Consider the following 18,424-nt stretch of genomic DNA (forward strand, 5'->3'; position numbering starts at 1 on the left):
CGGTTCATCCTCCCCAGAGCAGGCCGAACAGGGTGACCAGCACGTCGTCGAGGGTGTCGAGGCCGGCGTCGTAGCAGCCGCCGCCGGTGTGCGCGGTGACGTCGCGCAGGGTCAGGGTGCCGCAGCTGGCCTCGCCGATCGCGACGACGAACACCCGCACCCCCTTGCCCCGCACCTGGATGTCCACTTCGGACGGTGACTGGCCGCTGGTGTCGTTGCCGTCGGTGAGCACGACCAGACTCGCGACGCCGTCACCGGGGCCGGCGGCGACGTCCCGGACACCGTCCACAATGGTCTGCAGCAGCGGCGTGTTACCGGCGGGCCGGACCGCGGCCATCGCGTCGGCGGCGGCCTGCGCGCGGCCCGCGGCCCGCCCGATCGGCAGGAGCTCCCGGGTACCGGCGCCGCGGCCGTCGGCGGGGAAGATCCGCAGCCCGAACTCGTCGCGGTCGCTCATCAGGTTCAGGGCGCCGGTCACGCCGCGGGACGCGAGCTGGAACCGGGTGGTGCCGGTCCGGTCCACCCCCGCGAGCATCGAACCGGACGCGTCGAGCGCGAGCAGGACCCGGCCGGGGCGGTGCGCCCCCTCGTACAGTCGCAGCGCGTCGCCGACCGTCGAGGCCGCCGGTGCCCGCCGGTCGAAGACCGCCCCCGCGTGCGCGCCGAACTGCTCGGTCAGCGGGTCGCCGACGGCGAACAGCCCCGGTGGCCGCAGCCCGGCCCGCACCAGTTCCCGGCGGCCGTCGTCGCCGCCGAGCCACGCGCCGAAGCCGGTCGCGGCGGCCGTGGTGGCGGCGGCGACCCCGTCCCAGGCGAGCCGGACGAACGGGTGGTCCTCGCTGATGGTGTCGTTCGGGTACTGCACGAGCAGCGGCCGCTCCGGCGGCCCGCCCCCGCCGGGGCAGCCGAGGCCCTGGTTGTAGCGGACCGCCGCCTGTTCGGTGGTGATGACCGCCACCGGGACCTGGCCCGTGCCGCCGTGGCACAGCAGGTCCTGGCTGGTGCCGAGCGGATACCGGCCGCGGTCCAGGGACGCCTCCAGGCGCTGCTCGACGCCGCGGGCGGTCACCGGGGTCGCGCCGAGGCCCGCGTACAGCGCCGCCGTGGCGAGCACCCCGGCGGAGGAGACGGCGGGGTCGGGTCGCACGACGTCCCAGCCGAGCCGCCCGGTCTCCGTCCACAGCTGCCGCCAGCCGGCGTCGGCGGGCAACCCCGTCGAGGGCGAAGCGGGCGCGGCGAGGACGACGGGGGAGTAGCCGATGCTGCGCTGCTCGGCGATCGGGACCGCGACGCCGAACCTGGCCGACGCGGCGACGGCGGCGGCCACGTCGAGGGTCGAGTCGGGCAGCCACACGTCGGCGCGCGGCCCGATGCGCTGCAGCGCGTCGTTGAGCCAGCCGCTGGCGACCGCGGCCCGCGCCTCGGTGGGTCCGGCACCGTAGACGTACAGGTCGGCGGCCGGGCAGCCGTGGTGCCGTTCGGCGGTGGCGGTCTCGTAGGCGTCGGCGATGCGCCGGGCCGCGCCGAGCTGCTCGACGGACGTCATGACCCGCACCGCGGCCGGCTGCGGGCAGCCGTACAGGCGCCGGTGCAGCGCCTCATACGCGACGGGGATGACCAGGCCGGCGGCGACGGCGAGCGCGCAGGCGGTGACACCGGCAACGACGGTGCGCAGCCTGGTCCGCCGCCGCAGGAACGCCCAGCCGAACCCCGCCCAGGTCAGCAGCCGCTCGAACAGTCCGGTGGCGAGGATGCTGGCGGCGCCGCCGATGCAGGAGCCGATGATGAGCATCGCCCAGCGCCCCGTGGAGGCGGGCGTGCCGGTCGACAGCTGCTGCAGCGAGATCCCGAGCCCGCCGGAGATGACCACCAGCAACGACACGAGCGGCCGAGCCGAACGACGGCCGTCGTTGTCCCCATCGTCGGTCATGCGGGCGGCGCACCCCCTGGCGTTCACGCCAGTCTATCTCTTGGGTGCCACCGGCGTGGGACAGCTCAGGCGGTGAGGCCGTGCTCGTACGCGTACCGCACCGCCTGCGCCCGGTCGCGGACCCCGGCCTTGGCGAAGAGCCGGTTCACGTGCGACTTGACGGTCACCTCGGTCACGAACAGCCGCTTGGCGATCTCCCGGTTGGACAGCCCCGCCGCGATCAGGCCGAGCACCTCGGCCTCCCGCGCCGTCAACCCGTCCGGCAGCGTTTGCGGCGCCTGCGGTCCGGCCTGCGGTGCCGGCGCGCCGGCTTTCGGGGGCGTCTGGGTGGCCGCGGCGACGAGGCGTTGCTGGACGACCGGGTCGAGGACGGACTGACCGGCCGCCGCCGCCCGCACCGCCTGCGCGATCTGCACCCGCCCGGCGTCCTTCGTCAGGTAGCCGAGCGCCCCGGCCCGCATCGCGGCGAGGATGTCGGCGTCGTCGGCGTACGTCGTCAGCACCACCACCCGCGTCCCGGGGTGCCCGTCGCGGATCCGGGCCGTCGCGGTGACCCCGTCGCAGCGCGGCATCCGCAGGTCCATCAGCACCACGTCGGGGGCGTGCGCGGCGACCAGCCGCAGCGCCTCGTCGCCGTCGCCGGCGGTGCCGACGACCTCGACGTCGTCGAGCAGCCCGAGCAGCACCTCGAGACCTTCCCGGACCACCGTCTGGTCGTCGGCCACCACCACCGTGATCATCCGGGGATCCTCGCATCGACCCGCCACCCGGCGCCGTCCGGCGCGGCCGTCACCGTGCCGCCGGCCAGCCCGACCCGTTCCCGGAGCCCAGCCAGGCCGTGCCCGCCGGCCGGCAGCGTGGCAGCGGCACCGCCGGCGCCGTCGTCGCGGACCGTGAGCCGCACCGCGTCCGCCTGATATTCGAGGTGTACGGCGACAGCACTGCCGGGCGCGTGCTTGCGCACGTTCGTCAGCGCCTCCTGCGCCGTGCGGAACAACGCCAGCCCCGGTTCGGCGGCCAGGGGCCGCGGGGTCCCCGACACGGTCACCGCGGCCGTCGCGTCGAGGTCGGTGCGGTACCCGTCGGCGAGCGCCCCGACGAGCTCGCCGAGCGGCACCGGGTCGCCCCGCAGCGCGCTCACCGCCCGCCGGGTCTCGGTGAGCCCGTCGCGGGCGAGTCGCCCGGCCCGTTCGACGAGCACGGCGGCGTCCGCGGCCCGGTCCTTCTCCAGGAGCGCCGCCGCGGTCTCCAGCTGCACCGACAGCGCCGACAGCGAGTGTGCAAGCACGTCGTGGATCTCCCGGGCGACCCTGGCCCGCTCGTCCAGGGCCGCCATGGATCTCGCCTGCCGGGCCTGTTCCTCGCGTTGCCGCCGTACCACGCCGAGCAGCAGCACCAGGCTCAGCGACCCGGCCCAGATCAGCAGCTCCGGCCAGCCCTTGCCCTGCGCCCACAGCACCGCGGTGAGCCCGCCCGCGCTCAGCGCCGTGGCCGCGGCGGCGGCGATGAGCGGCAGCACGCCCGCGGCGACGGTGATGGCGGCGATGAGGTAGCACGGGGCGAACCCGCGGGTGTCGAGCACGCACAACGCCAGCCCCGCGGCCGCGCACCCGGCGACGGCGACGGCCTGGGTGCGGCCGGTCCACAGCGACATCACCAGCCACGCGGCGGCGGCGACCGCGACGAGGGCGAGGACCGCCAAACCCCGGCCGGTGGGGACCGGGCGGGGTTCGGTGGACAGCATCGCGGCGCTCAGCAGGGCCAGGAAGATCAGGCTTCTCGCCTGCCGCCACCTGGCGACGGCGGTGTCGGTGACCGTGAACACCGGTCCAGTCTCCGCTGCCGTGCCGCTCACCGGTTGATCAGGCCACCCCGGCGGGCTTCCTGGCGGGCTGCACGGTGCCCTTCCCGGCGGGCTTCGCGCTGTCCTTCGCGGCGGGCTTCCCGGCGGGCTTCGCGGTGTCCTCCGCGTCGGGTTTCCCGGGGTGCGAAGGGGACGCCGGTGGCGATCGCGCGGCGGCCGGTGACGGCGGCCTCGGCGAGCAGGCTGAGGCCGAGCATGAACGGCAGCGCGGCGGCGAGCACGGCGGCGTCCGCCCCGAGCGCCCGGCCCGCTGCGTTCTCGGCGAACCGCGCCCCGATGAGCACGATCCACACGAGCAGGGTCAGCGCGGTGTACCGGTACCAGAGATGCCCGTCGCGGACGAACACCCGCACCGTCAGGCCCCGCACGAGCCCGCCGGCGACGCCGAGCACCGCACCGGCGCCGAGCACCGCACCGTCGAGCACGGCATGCGCCAAGGTCCCGGCGGTGAACGCCTGCGACACGGCATACCCGCCCCACGCGACCAGCAGCACCGGCGGCAGCACCAGCCGCCGAGCCTGCAACGGCTCCCCGGTGAAGCGGCGGACCAGGAGGTACAGGACGGCGGCGGCGATCAACAGCGCGGTGGTGAGGTTCATGCCGCTGACGCTAGGCGCGGCACCGGGTGGAGCGCCGCCACCCACGGGTGGAGGCCGGGTGGAACTCCCCGGGCACGAAAGAGCCCGGGTCGGCGCGCGACCCGGGCCCTTCCAGCGGTAGTGCTCGTTGCCTTGTGCGGTAGTGCTAGTTGCTGAGCGTCACTGCGAGGTCGTCGAGGACGAACGACGTCTGCAGGGACGAGTCCTCCGTACCGCTGAACTTGATCACCACGGTCTGGCCGGCGAGCGCGTTCAGGCTGTACGTCTTGAGCTGGTAACCCGACGCCTTGTTCAGGTTCGACAGGGTGCCGAGCGTGGTCGAGCCGGCCGTGATGGTCAGCTTGTCGTACTGGACGGTCGTGGTCGTCTCAGCCGAGTCGATGTGCACGTAGGCCGTGAGTGTGGCCTTGCAACCGGCTGGGATGGTCACCGACTGCTGGATCGCCTCGGTGTGCGTCGAGCCGTACCCGTCGAGCCACGAGCTGTAGGTGCCGGTGCGGGCGGCCTGGCCCTGGCTGGCCCACTGGCCGATGGAGCCGGTGGTGCCGCTCCACGAGGTCGCGCCCGACTCGAAGCCCGGGTTGAGCAGCTTCTGGCCGGAGCAGTTGCCGGTCGGCGGGTTCGACGTCGGCGGGTTCGTCGTGGTGGGCGGCGGGGTGGTGCCACCGGTGCACGTCGGGTCGCCGGACTGGGCCGGCACGCTGACGGCGGTCCAGGCGTTCTTGACCGCGTTGAACTCGGTGCAGGAGCCCGGGTACAGGTTCTTGGCCGCGGTCAGCGTCCAGGTGCGGTACTTCAGGTACGACGAGGACGAGGTCTTCATCAGCATCGCGTTGTAGAAGATCTTGGTGGCCTTCTGGATGCCGATGCCGACGAGGCCGGTGCTGCCGTTGCACGTGGTGCTGCTCGGCTGCCCGTTCGTCGGGTTGGTGCCCTCGGCGAGCAGGTAGAACCAGTGGTTGCCGGGGCCGGCGGCCGCGTGGACCTCCTGCGACGGGGTGCTGCTGGAGTAGCAGTTGTCGTCGCCGGCGAGCGACGGGTTGTACATGTAGCGGATCGGGCCGCTGCCGACGAGGTTGACTTCCTCGCCGACCTGGTAGTCGGCCGGGTCGTTCGGGTTGGCGGCGAACGCCTCGGTGGCCGCACCGAACACGTCACCCACGAACTCCTGGGTGCCGTTGCCCGAGATGCCGCCCGGGGTGGTGTCGTCGATGCCGTGGCCGACCTCGTGGCCCAGGACGTCGAGCGAGCTGATCCACTTGCCGGCGGTGTTCTTGCCGATCTGGATCTGGGAGCCGTCGTAGTACGCGTTCTGGTCGTTCAGACCGACGCGGATCGGCCAGCCGCCGCCGCTGCCGTTGAAGCCGTTGCGGCCCAGCCACGACGAGAGCATCGCGGCCTCCTTCTGCGCCGCGTACAGGGCGTCGACGCAACCGGTCTCGCGGTCGGTGCCGACCCCGGTGCCCCACACGTCGTCGGAGCCGGTGAACGTGGCGTTGCCCGTCGCGTTCTGGCAGCTGATGTTCGTGTAGTTCGGGTCCTTCATGCTGTACGTGCTGCCGGACAGCGTCGTGTTGATCGTGACGTTGCCGACGATCCAGCCGGTGCCGGTGCCGTGCATGACCCGCTCACGCTTGTTGAGCAGCGCGCCGCTCGTGGCGTCGGTCGTGACGGTGAGGCGGCTCGCGCCCTCCGCGCCGGTGCCGTTGAGGGTCGTCTCGTACGCGAGCTTCGCCGCGCCGTCCAGGGTGTAGACGACGAGGCGGGTGCCCTCGACGGCGTTGACGCTCGTCAGCAGCTTGCGAGCGGCCGCCTCGGCGTCCGCGGAGCTGATCTTCGCCGCGGTGGACAGGTTCCCGATCGCCTGGGTCTGCGCCACCGACGTGTACTTCGCCGCGCCCGCCGCGTCGGTGACGACCACGAAGTCACCACCGACGACGGGCAGACCCTTCCAGGTCCGCTCGTACGCGATGTACTTCGCGCTGCCCGAGGCGACCAGCGACTTCTGCACGTACGCGTCGTCGGTGCTCGGCTGCAGCACACTCGGACGCTGGGACACGAACGTCGCCGCGGACTTTGCCGCGACGGCGTTGGCTGCCTCGACGCCTGTGGGCGCCGGCAGCGGGGGCGAGGCTTGCACGGCTGCGGCGGTGCCGGCTGTTACCAGCCCGACCGCGAGCACTCCGGCCGCTGTAGCGAACCGTGGGGACAGCTTCAAGGGTGCCTTCTTTCCAGGGCGGCGCACGGTACCGGGGGTACGTACATTTCGGGTGTGCGCCGGAACCAATCGAGACACGCGAGAGTCGAATCCAGGTGCAAGCGGCCGGCGTGCGCGCGCCGATCGACCAACCGCATGCTTCATCGACTCATGGCGATTTCAGGACGATCACACAGCCGGAATCATCCGGACAAGACTTCATACCCTTCGCCCACCCTTGCCGCCACCCTGTACTTCGACGACCGTCGACCTGCGAAACACCACCGAAACGGTTTAACTGAATTCACGCGCCCGTCGCTGAATAACTGCAGGTCATTAACTTTTAACTCATCGATGACCTTTACCGGTCTCGCCCGGATCGCCCAGCCCCGTAAGGTGGACGGCGATGACGCCGCCAACCGAGCCCGAACCCACGGACGCCCCACCGCCACCCGCCCCGCGGTCCCAATACATGATCACGAAGTCCCACGACCCGGCATCATCCGTTCCGCCATCCCCACCCGCCACAGCGTCCCCTGACGCCACACCCGCACCCGCCCCGGCTCCCGACGCGTCCGGCGACCCGGTGATGCAGGCCGGCGGAGCGCAGCAGTCCGATGCGGCACCGGAGTCTGGTGCGGCAGCGGAGTCTGGTGCGGCAGCGGAGTCTGGCGCGGCGGCGCAGTCTGGGGCGGCGCAGGCCGGGACGGGGGCGCAGCCTGGCACGGCGGCGACACCGCTCGATGCGGTGGCCGAGGTGGTTGCGGCCGCAGGGATCGCCGGCCGACGCCTGCGCCAGGCCTTGACGCAGCTGGCGACCACCCCGACGACCCTCGACGACCTCATCCGCGAGCACGCCCTGCCCCGCCGGACGGTCGAACAACTCCTCCGCGCCGCAGGCCCAGACCTGCACACCGCCCGCGACGGCAGCCTGCGCCTGCCCGGCGCGTACCGCACCCGCTTCAGCGCCCCCGCCGGTTCGCCGCCCCCTCAGCCACCCACCAGCACGTCGACCGGTGCCGCCGCCGGCGCCGTGGTCGGTGCGGTGATCGGCGCCTGGGCTGGCGCCGCAATGGGTGCCTCAGCTCGCCCCACGGCCGGCGCCGCGATCGGTCCCGCGGCCAACAACCCGGCCAACAACCCGGCCAACAACCCGGCCAACAACCCGGCCAACAACCCGGCCAACAACCCGGCCAACAACCCGGCCAACACGTCGGCTGGCGACGCGGCCGGTGCCTCCGCTGGTGCCTCGGCCGACGACCTGGTCGCCGACATGGCACGGCTCATCGCGGAGGTCCCGACCGACCGCGCCCTCGACCACGTCTCCGCGACCGCCCAGACCGCGGCCCGGCGCGCGCGCTGGCTGGACGAGACGTTCGACCTGGCCGGCGCGCACCTCGTCTGCGTCGGCGACCACGACCTGACCTCCCTCGCGGTCCTCACGATCCGGCCCGACCTGCGGGTCACCGTCGTGGACGTCGACGAGCGGCTGCTGGAGTTCATCGCGCAGCGGGCGGCGCAGCGGGGGCACGCCGTCGACTGCTGGCACGCCGACCTGCGGTTCGGGTTGCCGCCGGTGGTCGCCGAGTCCGCGGACCTCGTCTTCACCGACCCGCCCTACACGCCGGAGGGCGTCCAGCTGTTCCTCGGCCGTGGGGCGCAGGCGCTGCGGGACCGGGTCAACGGGCGGCTGGTCATGGCCTACGGCTTCAGCCCGCTGACGCCGGCGCTCGGGGTCAAGGTGCAGCGGGCGGTGCTCGACCTGGACCTGGCCGTCGAGGCGATCCTACCGGCGTTCAACCGCTACCACGGCGCGCAGGCGGTCGGGTCCGCCAGCGACCTCTACGTGTGCAGGCCGACGTCGCGGACCTGGCAGGTGCTGGAGAAGCGGCTGAGCGGGGCGGCCGTCAACATGTACACCCACGGTGAGCACTCGCTGGAGGGCGAGGCGGTCGGGCGCGGGCCTGCGGAGCTGCTGGCGGCGCCGGTGCGGTCGGTGCCGGACCAGATCGACCTCGCCGGCGATCCCGGATCCTGGCTGTTGCGGGTGCTGCTCGCGCTCAATTCGTCTTCCCTGAGCTTACAGGTCCCCAACAAATCCCCGGACCTCATCGATGCGAAGAGTCAGGCGGCGCTACGCTCCGTCGTCGCGGCGAAGTACACGTTACGGTACCGCCGCAGCACGCCCTCGCCGAAGCTGGCGATCGTGGAGGCGACGGCCGTGCAGGACGGGACGCGGACGGCGGTCGGGTGGCTGCTGGCGCACGCGCACGGGAAGCTCGGCAACGTATTGCGTGAGGGCCTGGTCAGGGAGCACGGGTTGACGAAGAACGAGGCCCGTGCCAGGGTCGCGGAGCTGGCGCCGCCGTCGTGGCACGACGCCCGGCTGCTCGACCTGCCCCGGTACGCGATTGCCGCCCTGGTCCAGGCGTTGACGTGACCCCGCCCGGGCAATCCGGCGATCACTGCAACCCGGTTGATCGGCGTTCCCTGGGGCACACCGATCGACCGGGTTGTTGCAAGATCGCGGGATGAGTCTGTTCCGCGACCGAGGGTTCGTCGCTTTCCTCGGGGTACAGACGCTGTCCGCGTTCGGCGACGCGTTCTCGTTCACGGCGGTGCCGATGCTGGTCCTGGACGCCACCCGCTCTGCCACGGCCATGGGCGCTGTGAAGGGTCTCGACGCGGTCGCCGCGATCGTCGGTGGGCTCGCCGCCGGGGTGATCGCCGACCGGTTCGCGGCGCGGCGCCTCACCGTCCTGAGGGTCTGTGATCTGGCCCGCTTCGCCCTGTACGGCAGCATCCCCCTCATGTGGCTCCTCCAGCCGCAGGCGTGGCTGCTGTTCGTGGTGCTGCCGATCGCCGGGTTCTGTTCGATGGTGTTCCAGGTGACGTACGTGACGGTGGTGCCCCGTCTCGTCCCCGCCGACCGGATCACCGAGGCGAACGGCATCCTGTACGGCGCGTTCTCCGCCGCCTACCTCGCCGGGCCGGCCCTCGCCGGGCTGCTGTCCGGCTGGCTCGGGCCGCCGGCCGCGCTCGCCGTCGACTCCGTCACGTTCCTGCTGTCGGCGGCAGGCCTGTCCTTCGTCCGTCTCCGGCCGCCCGCCCCGAAGTCCGAAGACACACCCGCCCCGCAGGCCGAAGACGCGGCCGGCCCGCAAGCTGAGGACACGGCCGCCCCGCAGGGGGAAGAGGCAAAGGGCGACGCGGAGGTGTCGGCGTGGCGGGGGTTCGCCGAAGGGGTGCGGTTCCTGCGGGGGCATCCGCTGCTGTGGCCGTTGACCGTGCTGCTCACGTTCCTGATCTGCTGCACCACCGCGCTCGACGACGTCGTCGTCTACCACGTGAAGGAGGACCTGCACCGCTCCGACACCGTCGTCGGGCTGGTCCTGACCGCGGGTGTGGTGGGCTCCATGCTCGCTTCCGCCCTCGTCGCCCGGTTGCGGCGCAGGTTCGGGTTCGGGCCGTTGTGGATCGTGTCGTACACCTGCTGCGGCGTCCTGCTTGCGGGCGTCGGGTTCGCCGGTGGTGCCGTGGGGGTCGCCGTGTTCGTCGGGGCGGTCATGGTCACGACGGGGGTCGCGGGGATCGCGTCGATGTCGTTGCGGCAGGAGGTCACGCCCGGGCCGTTGCTGGGTCGGGTCACGTCGGCGTTCTGGACGTTGCAGCTCACGCTTGCGCCGGTGGGCGCCGTGGTGCTGACGTTCGCCGCCGGGCATGTCGGCGTCCGGATGACCCTCGCGGTTGCCGGCGCGGTCTGCTCGCTCACGGCGCTCGCCGCACTCATGACCCCGATCCGCACCGCCGGCCGCGTGCACTGAAACCGACCCCGCCGCACCGAGCCCGGCAAGCCAAGCAAGGCAAGCCAAGCAAGCAAGGCCAAGCAAGCAAGGCAAGGCAAGGTCAGCGCAGCAGGTTGCCGGCGGTCGCGGCCCACAGCTGCGGCAGGTCGGTGCCGGGGGAGCGCAGCCACTGCAGCTGCACGCCGTCCATCAGCGCGATGACCCGCCGTGCGAGCGTCTCCGGCTCGTCGGTGGCGTCCTTCGACAGGGCCGCCAGTGCCGTGAGCTCCTCCAGGATCCGCTGCTGCCGGGCGACGAAGTAGTCGTGCGCGGGGTGGTCGGGCGCGAGGGACTCCGCCTGCAGCACCGCGAACAGCCGCACGATCTCCGGCTGCGCCGCGTTGCGCCGCACCAGCGCGGTGCACAGCTCGGGCAGGGTCGGTGCGGTGCCGTCCAGCAGGGTGTCCAGGGCACGGACGTCCTCCGCGTCGCGGTGTTCGAGGATCGCGATGAGCAGGCCGTCCTTCGACCCGACGTGGTGCAGCAGGCCGGGCACGGTGAGGCCGCAGTCGGCGGCGACGTCCTGCATCGACAGGCCCCAGAAGCCGCGTTCGGCGACGAGCCGGGTGGCGGCGGTGATGATCTGCCGGCGCCGTTCGGCCGCCGGCAGGCGGGTCCGGTCGTGCCGTGCCATCTCGTCGCTCCGCTCTTGTCGGTTCCACGCCGCGGCGTTATCGTACCTGGTACCTAATACTTTACAAGTACTCAGTAGTAGACAGGGACACCGCCATGGACCTCGAGGAGAAGGCTGCCGTCACCAGCGGCAGCAGCTTCTGGCGCAGCACCGCCGTCACCGGCGTGCCGGACATCATGCTCACGGACGGCCCGCACGGCGTGCGCAAGGCGCTGCCCGACGCGGTGGAACTGCTGGCCAGCGAGCCGTCCACGTGCTTCCCACCCGCCGTCGCGCTCGGCTCGACCTGGGACCCGGCGCTCGCCCGCAGGGTCGGTGAGGCCCTCGGCGACGAGGCCCTGGCGATGGACGTGCAGGTGCTGCTCGGCCCCGGCATCAACCTCAAGCGCAGCCCGCTCGGCGGCCGCAACTTCGAGTACTTCGCCGAGGACCCGCTGCTCACCGGCATCCTGGCGGTCGAGTGGGTCAAGGGCCTGCAGAGCCGTGGCGTCGGCGCGTCCCTGAAGCACTACGCCGTCAACAGCCAGGAGACCGACCGGATGCGGGTCTCCGCCGACGTCGACGATCGCACGCTGCGCGAGCTCTACCTGCGCGCATTCCAGCGGGTCGTCACGCAGGCGAAGCCGTGGACGGTCATGTGCGCCTACAACCGCGTCAACGGAGTCCTCGCCTCCCAGCACCACTGGCTGCTCACCGAGGTGCTGCGCGGTGAGTGGGGCTACGAGGGGCTCGTCGTGTCCGACTGGGGCGCCGTCGCCGACCGGGTCGAAGCGGTCCGTGCCGGGCTCGACCTCACCATGCCCGGTCCCGACCCGGACGGCGACCGCAGGCTGGTCGAGGCGGTCCGCGACGGCACCCTCGACGAGTCCACTTTGGACACCGCGGTTTCCCGGGTGGCCGCGTTGGTACAGGCAGCGCTCGCCGCCCGTACCGACGCCACCTTCGACGCTGACGCGCACCATGCGCTTGCCCGTGAGGTGGCGGGCCGGGGCATCGTCCTGCTCAAGAACGAGGGCGGCACGCTGCCGCTGCAAGCCGGTTGCGGACCGGTCGCGGTGCTGGGGGAGTACGCGCGGACGCCCCGCTACCAGGGCGGCGGCAGCTCCCAGATCAACCCGACCAGGCTGGACAACGCCCTCGACCAGATCACCGCACTGGCCGACGGACCCGTGACGTTCGCACCTGGGTACGACGACATCGACGACGCCGTCGCCCTTGCCCGGGACGCCGCCGTCGCGCTCGTGTTCGTCGGCACCGACCGCGAGACCGAGGGCGCCGACCGCGAGTCGCTCGACCTGCCCGCGGCGCACGTCGAGCTCATCGAACGGGTCGCGGCCGTCAACCCGCGCACCGTCGTCGTGCTGTCCAACGGCGCCGTCCTGCGCACCGGCCCGTGGGACGCGGCGGTGCCCGCGGTCGTCGAGGGCTGGCTGCTCGGCCAGGCCGGCGGCGGCGCCCTCGCCGACGTCATCTTCGGCCGGGTCAACCCGTCGGGCCGGCTCACCGAGACGATCCCGCTGCACCTCGCCGACCACCCGTCCTACCTGGACTTCCCCGGCGAGGCGGGCCACGTGCGCTACGGCGAGGGCGTCTTCGTCGGGTACCGCGGCTTCGACGCCCGCGCCCAGCAGGTCGCGTACCCGTTCGGCCACGGCCTGTCCTACACGACGTTCGCCTACGGACCCGCGACGGTCACCGCCACCGGCGACGGCCTCAGCGTGCGGCTCAGCGTCACCAACACCGGCGACCGCGACGGCCGCGAGGTCGTCCAGGCGTACGTGTCGCTGCCCGGCTCCGCGGTCCGCCGCGCGCCGCGGGAGCTCAAGGCGTTCGCGAACGTGGCGATCGCCGCCGGCGCGACCGTCGAGGTGGAGCTGCCGATCGCCCGCGACGACCTCGCCTACTGGGACACCCGCGTGTCCCGCTGGGTCGTCGAGGGCGGCACGTACCAGGTGGAGGTCGGCGCCTCCTCACGTGACCTGCGGGTCACCGCCACGGCCGCGGTCGACGGTGACGAGGTCCGGGTGCCGCTGACCGGCGAGTCGACGATCGCGGAGTGGCTCAGCGACCCGAAGGGCGCCCAGGCGCTCGGCGAGGTGTTCGCGTCCCTGGCCGCCGACGGCGAGGCGGGCACGATGGCCCGCACCGCCAGCAGCCCGGAGATGCTGACGCTCATGGGCAGCCTGCCGCTGTCGCGGCTGTCCGTGTTCGCCGGTGAGGCGTTCGGCCCCGCCGCCATCGAGAAGCTGTCGGCCTCCGTCAACTGATCAGCGCCGTCGCCTGACCGTGGTCCCACGGTCAGGCGAAGCGTTTGACGAAGCCACGTTGCCACGGGGTCTCGACGGCGTGCCGGGAGTAGTGCTGCCGGACGTACGCGACGGCCGCACCGGCCGGCACGCCGTCGAGGACCGCCAGGCACGCGAGGGCGGTCCCGGTCCTGCCCCGTCCGCCGCCGCACCCGAACTCGACCCGGCCCGTCTCCGCCTCCAGCAGCGCCGCCTCGAGCGCGAGCCGCAGCGCCGCCGGGTCCTTCGGCAGGCCGAAGTCGGGCCACCGTACCCAGCGCGCCGGCCACGGCGTCGCCGCCGGTTCGCGGCCGAGCAGGTAGACGCCGAGGGTGGGCGTGGCCCCGTCCGGCACCGGCCTGGACAGCGGCCGCCCGCGGACCGCGCGTCCCGACGGCAACGTCAGCAGACCTGGCGTGCCGACCGGCCACAGCTGCGACATGTCCCTCCTCAGACCCTCGGGCGGAAACTGGCTCAGACCCTCGGGCGGAAACTGGCGAACACCAGGTCCAGGTCCGGCCGGGCCGCGGCCCAGTCGGCGTCGGTGGTCTGCCAGTAGAAGCCGTACGCCTGCTTCGGCGACGTGACCACCCCACGGTTGTTGACGTGCTGGCGGTTGCCCCGCCCGAACGTGAACTCCCAGTCTGCGGCCGTGACGAAGTACGGCACCGGCTGGATGTGGATCTCGACGTAGTTGGGGAAGTCGCCGCTGGCCCGCCGCGCGTCGCGCTGCGTCTGCCAGTCCTTCACCGGGTCCATCTTCGGCTGGTCGGTCTGGTCGATGCCGAGGACCCGGCCGTCGCCGCGGAAGTACACGATCGAGCCCTCTTTCGAGCGCCGCCAACCGGCCGGGACGTACACCGAGAACCCGGTCGGGTCCTGGTAGTCGATCCAGCCCGCGGGCAGCGGCGGCCGCTGATCCGTCGCGCTCGCCTGCACCGACGGCGACGGCCCCGGACCGGCCGGCTCACTGGACGGCGCCGCGCTCGGTGACGTGGCCGGCGCGCTGGTCGCCGCGGCCGTCGTCGTCTGCGCGGAAACGGCCGGCGCAGCGGTCTTGTTCTCGTCCCCGCCCGACCGCAGCGCCAGCACCGCGATGACGGCGACCACGACGAGCACGCCGATGGCGCCGACGAGGATCTTCGCCTGGGGCCGTCCTGGCGTACGCTCACCCGCCCCGAACTCCAGCACCGCCGCGGGTGCGGGCGAGCGTGCCGGGACCGGGGCCGGTTGGGGCTCGGAGTCCGGCACCGGGACTGGCTCGGGCTCGGTGACCGGGGCGGGCTGGTCGACGACCTCGGTCTTGGGCGTTGCGGCCTGCTCGAACGCCGACGCCTCCGCCATCGCCGGAACAGGAACCAGCTCGGGCTCGAATTCGGGCTCCGGCTCCGGCTCGGGCTCAGGCTCCGGCTCGGGCTCGGGCTCAGGTTCCGGCTCGGGCTCGGGCTCGGGCTCAGGTTCCGGCTCGGGCTCGGGCTCGGGCTCGGGCTCGGGTTCCGGCTCCGGCTCCGGCTCCGGCTCCGGTTCGGGCTCGGGCTCGGGCTCGGGTTCCGGCTCCGGCTCGGGTTCGGGCTCCGGCTCCGTGATCGCGGTCGGGGCGTCGACGATTTCGGCGGCCGGTGGGGGCTGCTCGAACGCCGGTGTCTCTTCCGCTGCCGCGTCCAGGTCGGCTGGTGGGGTGGTGGGCGCTGGACGTACCGTGGCGGCCGGCTCAACCGCGAGAACCGGCGGCACCGGGAGTTGTTGCTGGACCACCGTCGGCGGGTCCTGGCGTGGGCGGGGCTGCACGACCGTCGGCGGCTCCGCCGGTGCCGGGCGCTGCGCCGGGACGACCGGGGGCGCGGGGGGTTTCGACGCGACCGGGGCTTTCGGCGTGGCCGGGGCCGCCGGGGTCGCCTCGGCGGGTGCCGGGGTCGAACGGCCCCAGCCGCTCAGCCATGACCGGCGGCGGCGCTCGGGCGGTGCGGTGACGACCGCGCGGAGGCGCTCCTCGGTCTCGGCGAACCCGGCCCGGGCCCGCGGGTCCTTGCGCAGCAGCCCGCGCAGCGCCGGCGTGAGCGGCCCGGCGCGCTGCGGCGTGTCAAGCTCGTCGGACGCGAGGGCCATGAGGGTCTCCATGGCGGACCCGCGGCCGTACGGCGAGCGACCCTCCACGGCGGCGTACAGCGTGGCGCCCAGCGACCACAGGTCCCCGGCGGCGCCGGCGGTGCCGTCCCGGGCGCGCTCGGGGGCGATGTACTCCGGGGAGCCGAGGACGAGGCCGGTGCGCGTCACGTGACCGTCGCCCTCGATCCGGGCGATGCCGAAGTCGGTGAGCACGACCCGCCCGTCGTCGCCGAGCAGGACGTTGCCGGGCTTGATGTCGCGGTGGTGGACCCCGACCCGGTGCGCGGCCTGCAGCGCGGCGAGCACGGCAAGACCGATCTCGGCGACCCGCCGCGGCGGCAGCGGCCCGTCGGCGCGCAGGGTCTGGTCGAGGGACCGGGACGGCACGTACTCCATGACGAGCCACGGCTGCCCGTCGAACGCCAGCACGTCATACACTCGGACCACGTTCGGGTGGGTCAGCCGCGCGGCCGCCCGTGCCTCCCGCAACGTCCGCTCCATCGCGACGTCACGGGCGCTGTCGAGCAACTCCTGCGGCAGGATGATCTGCTTCACGGCGACGTCACGCCCGAGCGTCTCGTCCCGGGCACGCCACACCCTGCCCATCCCGCCCGCCCCAAGTGGTTCAAAAAGGCGATATCGGTCGGCGACGAGGGCGGGCGCGGCGGTCATGCACAAAGGTGTACCCGATCGATCACCCAAGCACGCAATCGGCACACCGGGCCGCCGCCCTACCGTCGCGAGGATCACCACCGTCCCACCCGTGCAACCTGTCGCCCCCGCAGCCGCACCACCCGGCTGAACTGCTGACAACCGGACTGCACCCGATCACCTACCGTGAAAGGACGGCGGGTTTGTACGGCTCGGAGGAATTTGTGCACCAGAACGTTCTGCACCTCGACGGCACGGCAGGGACCCTGATCCTCGCCTGCTACGTGATCGGCGGCCTCGTCGCTGCCGCCGCCGGCTGCCTGCCCGGCAACGCACCGAGGTTCCGCATCCTGTGCGTCGTGCTCGGCCTCGGCCTGTCCGCCTGGGCGGCAAAGGTCCTTCTCGTCGGCGGCGTGATCATCCTGAGCCCGGCCGTCCTGCTGCTGCCCGTGACGTTGACGGTGGGCGCGATCATCGGCACGTATCGGGCGTACCGTTCGCAGCGCCCGAACGCACGCCTTGCCCCGCTCCGCCCTCACCCCGCCGCCCGGCCCTACACCGAACCGCCGGCGTTCCCACCCGCCCCGGCGTTCGCCACCGGTCCCGCGCCAGCCCATGCCGCTGCCCCGACCTATGCGCATGGCGCCCCGGCCTATGCGCATGCCGCCCCGGCACCGGTGCATGCCGCTCCGGCCCACGCGCATCCCGCTCCGGCCTTTGCGCATGGCTCCCCGGCCTTCGCCGCCGCTATGCCGGTGGCTGCGCACGCCGCACCCTCTGCGCACGCCGCACCCTCTGCGCACGCCGCACCCTCTGCGCACGCCGCACCCTCTGCGCACGCCGCACCCTCTGCGCGCCCTGCGTTCTCCGCGCGGGCATCTGCCTATGCCATGCCGGTGGCAGCTCACACCGATCCGGTGGCAGCCCATACCGGACCAGCCGCGACCCGCAGTGCTCCCGGCGCGGCCCGCAGCGTCCACAGCGCGCCGAGCACGACCCACGATGCCCGCACTGCGCCGAGCACGACCTACGGCGCCCGCAGCGCTCCGAGCGCGACCCACAGTGCCCGCACTGCCGCGAGCGTGACCCACAATGCCCGCACTGCTCCGAGCGCGACCCACGGCGCCCCGGGCGCGGCCTTCGCCGCAACGCCGACGCAGTCTCCGTCGAGGGACGCCACGCAGCCGCGGTTCCACGGGCACGCGATCGCGCCGCCGGCCGCGTTCCCGACACCGCCGCGATTCGCGCCGCAGCCGCTGCACAACGTCCCGTCGCAGCGCACCGCGCCGGACGGCTATGTCACCGTGCACGCGCAGTACCCCGCGCACCACCTCCAGCCTTCGTCGTCGAACCTTGCGTCGCACTCAACGCCTGGGCCGCAGGGTCCGGAGCGGGCCCAAACCCCGACGTGGCAGCCGGCTCCGATGCGTCCACTGGAGCCGTCGTGGTCGGAGGGTTCGGGCAGGGGGCAGCGGGAGTCCGTACCGCCGCAACAGGACACAACGAGGACACCTTCGGGTGCCGGCGCGGGCCCGATTCGGATGGCGCTCGCCCCAGCGACTGATCCTTCCCCGTTGCAGCCGTCAGCGGTCCGCGCCCGTCACCGCGCGGCCGGGTCGGCCGGCTGAGCTCGACACCTGCTCCGTGATTGCTCACCCCTGGTCGACCACCCCCTCGCCGGACGGCGGGAACACCCGGTCGACCAGGCTGTCGACGAGCGCGTCCACCCCGTGCGGCCGCAGCACCTCGGGGACGGTGAGGTCGTCGACGATCAGCCCGAGCATGCCCAGGTAGAGCAGCAGCACCGACCCGCGGTCGCCGGGCAGGCCCGCGTTGACGTGGAACGCCACATTCTCGTCCAGGTCCGCGGTGAAGAAGCTGGTGAGCCTGGTGTCGAGCTCGGGCCGGCGGGTCGCCTCCAGCCGCAGCTCCAGCAGCGCCAGGTGACTGCTGCGCTCCCGGCGGGTCCGGTCGAGCAACTGGTGCATGAGGGACTTGACCAGGTCGCGGGACGGTGTGGCGCGCATCGTCTCGGCCAGCTCCGACGGGTCGGGCGTGAGCCGCTCGCGGACCCGGAGCATGAGCTGCTCCAGCAGGTCGGCGCGGTTGCTGAAGTAGTTGGACGTCGTGCCGGTCGGCACTCCTGCCTGCTGGTCCACCGCGCGCAGCGTCAACCCCCGGGACCCCTCGTCGGCGAGGACCTCGATCGCGGCGTCGAGCAGGGCGGTCCGTCTGGTGGGGTTCTGTCGCATGGCACTCCTTCCCGGCGGCCTCGGTTGACACCACTGCAATCACAGCACTAAGTTTGAACCA

13 protein-coding genes are annotated in these 18,424 nt (G+C 73.1%); 4 read left to right on the top strand and 9 right to left on the bottom strand.

Features of this window, described 5'->3' with window-relative positions; translation table 11 throughout:
* Positions 1-4: 4 nt before the first annotated feature.
* From AB0K00_RS16130 to AB0K00_RS16150, 5 genes are all read right to left on the bottom strand, one after another.
* Entirely contained in the window at positions 5-1,930 is a 1,926-nt protein-coding gene (locus AB0K00_RS16130) for a substrate-binding domain-containing protein (RefSeq protein ID WP_363521192.1), read from the bottom strand.
* A gap of 65 nt (positions 1,931-1,995) precedes the next feature.
* Positions 1,996-2,670: a response regulator transcription factor gene (locus AB0K00_RS16135; RefSeq protein ID WP_363521194.1), complete on the bottom strand. Its 675-nt coding sequence runs from the start codon at positions 2,668-2,670 to the stop codon at positions 1,996-1,998.
* A complete protein-coding gene (locus AB0K00_RS16140) occupies positions 2,667-3,755 on the bottom strand; it encodes a sensor histidine kinase (RefSeq protein ID WP_363521197.1) in 1,089 nt (362 codons plus the stop codon). Before AB0K00_RS16140 ends, AB0K00_RS16135 begins: the two co-directional genes overlap by 4 nt.
* A 26-nt stretch (positions 3,756-3,781) precedes the next feature.
* A complete protein-coding gene (locus tag AB0K00_RS16145) occupies positions 3,782-4,393 on the bottom strand; it encodes a hypothetical protein (RefSeq protein WP_363521200.1) in 612 nt (203 codons plus the stop codon).
* 145 nt (positions 4,394-4,538) lie between these two features.
* The gene (locus AB0K00_RS16150) at positions 4,539-6,533 is read right to left on the bottom strand and encodes a M4 family metallopeptidase (RefSeq protein WP_363521203.1); all 1,995 of its coding nucleotides are present in this window, start codon (positions 6,531-6,533) and stop codon (positions 4,539-4,541) included.
* Positions 6,534-7,338: 805 nt separating this feature from the next.
* Here AB0K00_RS16150 and AB0K00_RS16155 point away from each other — a divergent pair.
* Entirely contained in the window at positions 7,339-9,030 is a 1,692-nt protein-coding gene (locus tag AB0K00_RS16155) for a bis-aminopropyl spermidine synthase family protein (RefSeq protein WP_363521206.1), read from the top strand.
* Between the two features lie 91 nt (positions 9,031-9,121).
* On the top strand, positions 9,122-10,414 hold the full coding sequence (locus AB0K00_RS16160; protein WP_363521207.1) for an MFS transporter: 1,293 nt from the start codon (positions 9,122-9,124) through the stop codon (positions 10,412-10,414).
* An 82-nt stretch (positions 10,415-10,496) separates the two neighbouring features.
* Here the strand turns inward: AB0K00_RS16160 and AB0K00_RS16165 are convergent, their stop codons facing one another.
* Positions 10,497-11,069, bottom strand: a complete 573-nt coding sequence (locus tag AB0K00_RS16165) for a TetR/AcrR family transcriptional regulator (protein ID WP_363521210.1) — start codon at positions 11,067-11,069, stop codon at positions 10,497-10,499.
* A 95-nt stretch (positions 11,070-11,164) separates the two neighbouring features.
* Here AB0K00_RS16165 and AB0K00_RS16170 point away from each other — a divergent pair, with 95 nt between their 5' ends.
* Positions 11,165-13,336 (top strand): glycoside hydrolase family 3 C-terminal domain-containing protein, encoded by a 2,172-nt coding sequence (locus AB0K00_RS16170; RefSeq protein ID WP_363521212.1) that lies wholly within the window; start codon positions 11,165-11,167, stop codon positions 13,334-13,336.
* A gap of 31 nt (positions 13,337-13,367) precedes the next feature.
* Here AB0K00_RS16170 and AB0K00_RS16175 read toward each other — a convergent pair whose 3' ends face one another.
* Together AB0K00_RS16175 and AB0K00_RS16180 are read right to left on the bottom strand one after the other, a co-directional pair.
* On the bottom strand, positions 13,368-13,796 hold the full coding sequence (locus AB0K00_RS16175; RefSeq protein ID WP_363521214.1) for a protein phosphatase: 429 nt from the start codon (positions 13,794-13,796) through the stop codon (positions 13,368-13,370).
* Between the two features lie 32 nt (positions 13,797-13,828).
* Entirely contained in the window at positions 13,829-16,132 is a 2,304-nt protein-coding gene (locus AB0K00_RS16180; protein ID WP_363521216.1) for a protein kinase, read from the bottom strand.
* Between the two features lie 182 nt (positions 16,133-16,314).
* Between AB0K00_RS16180 and AB0K00_RS16185 the strand changes: the two genes are divergently transcribed.
* Positions 16,315-17,739 carry a hypothetical protein gene (locus AB0K00_RS16185; RefSeq protein WP_363521217.1) on the top strand — a complete coding sequence of 475 codons (1,425 nt, stop codon included), beginning with the start codon at positions 16,315-16,317 and terminating at the stop codon, positions 17,737-17,739.
* A 24-nt stretch (positions 17,740-17,763) separates the two neighbouring features.
* Here AB0K00_RS16185 and AB0K00_RS16190 read toward each other — a convergent pair whose 3' ends face one another.
* Entirely contained in the window at positions 17,764-18,363 is a 600-nt protein-coding gene (locus AB0K00_RS16190) for a TetR family transcriptional regulator (RefSeq protein ID WP_363521218.1), read from the bottom strand.
* Between the last annotated feature and the right edge of the window lie 61 nt (positions 18,364-18,424).

The organism is Dactylosporangium sp. NPDC049525 (genome assembly GCF_040676755.1).
In the GTDB taxonomy this organism is placed as follows: Bacteria; Actinomycetota; Actinomycetes; order Mycobacteriales; family Micromonosporaceae; genus Dactylosporangium.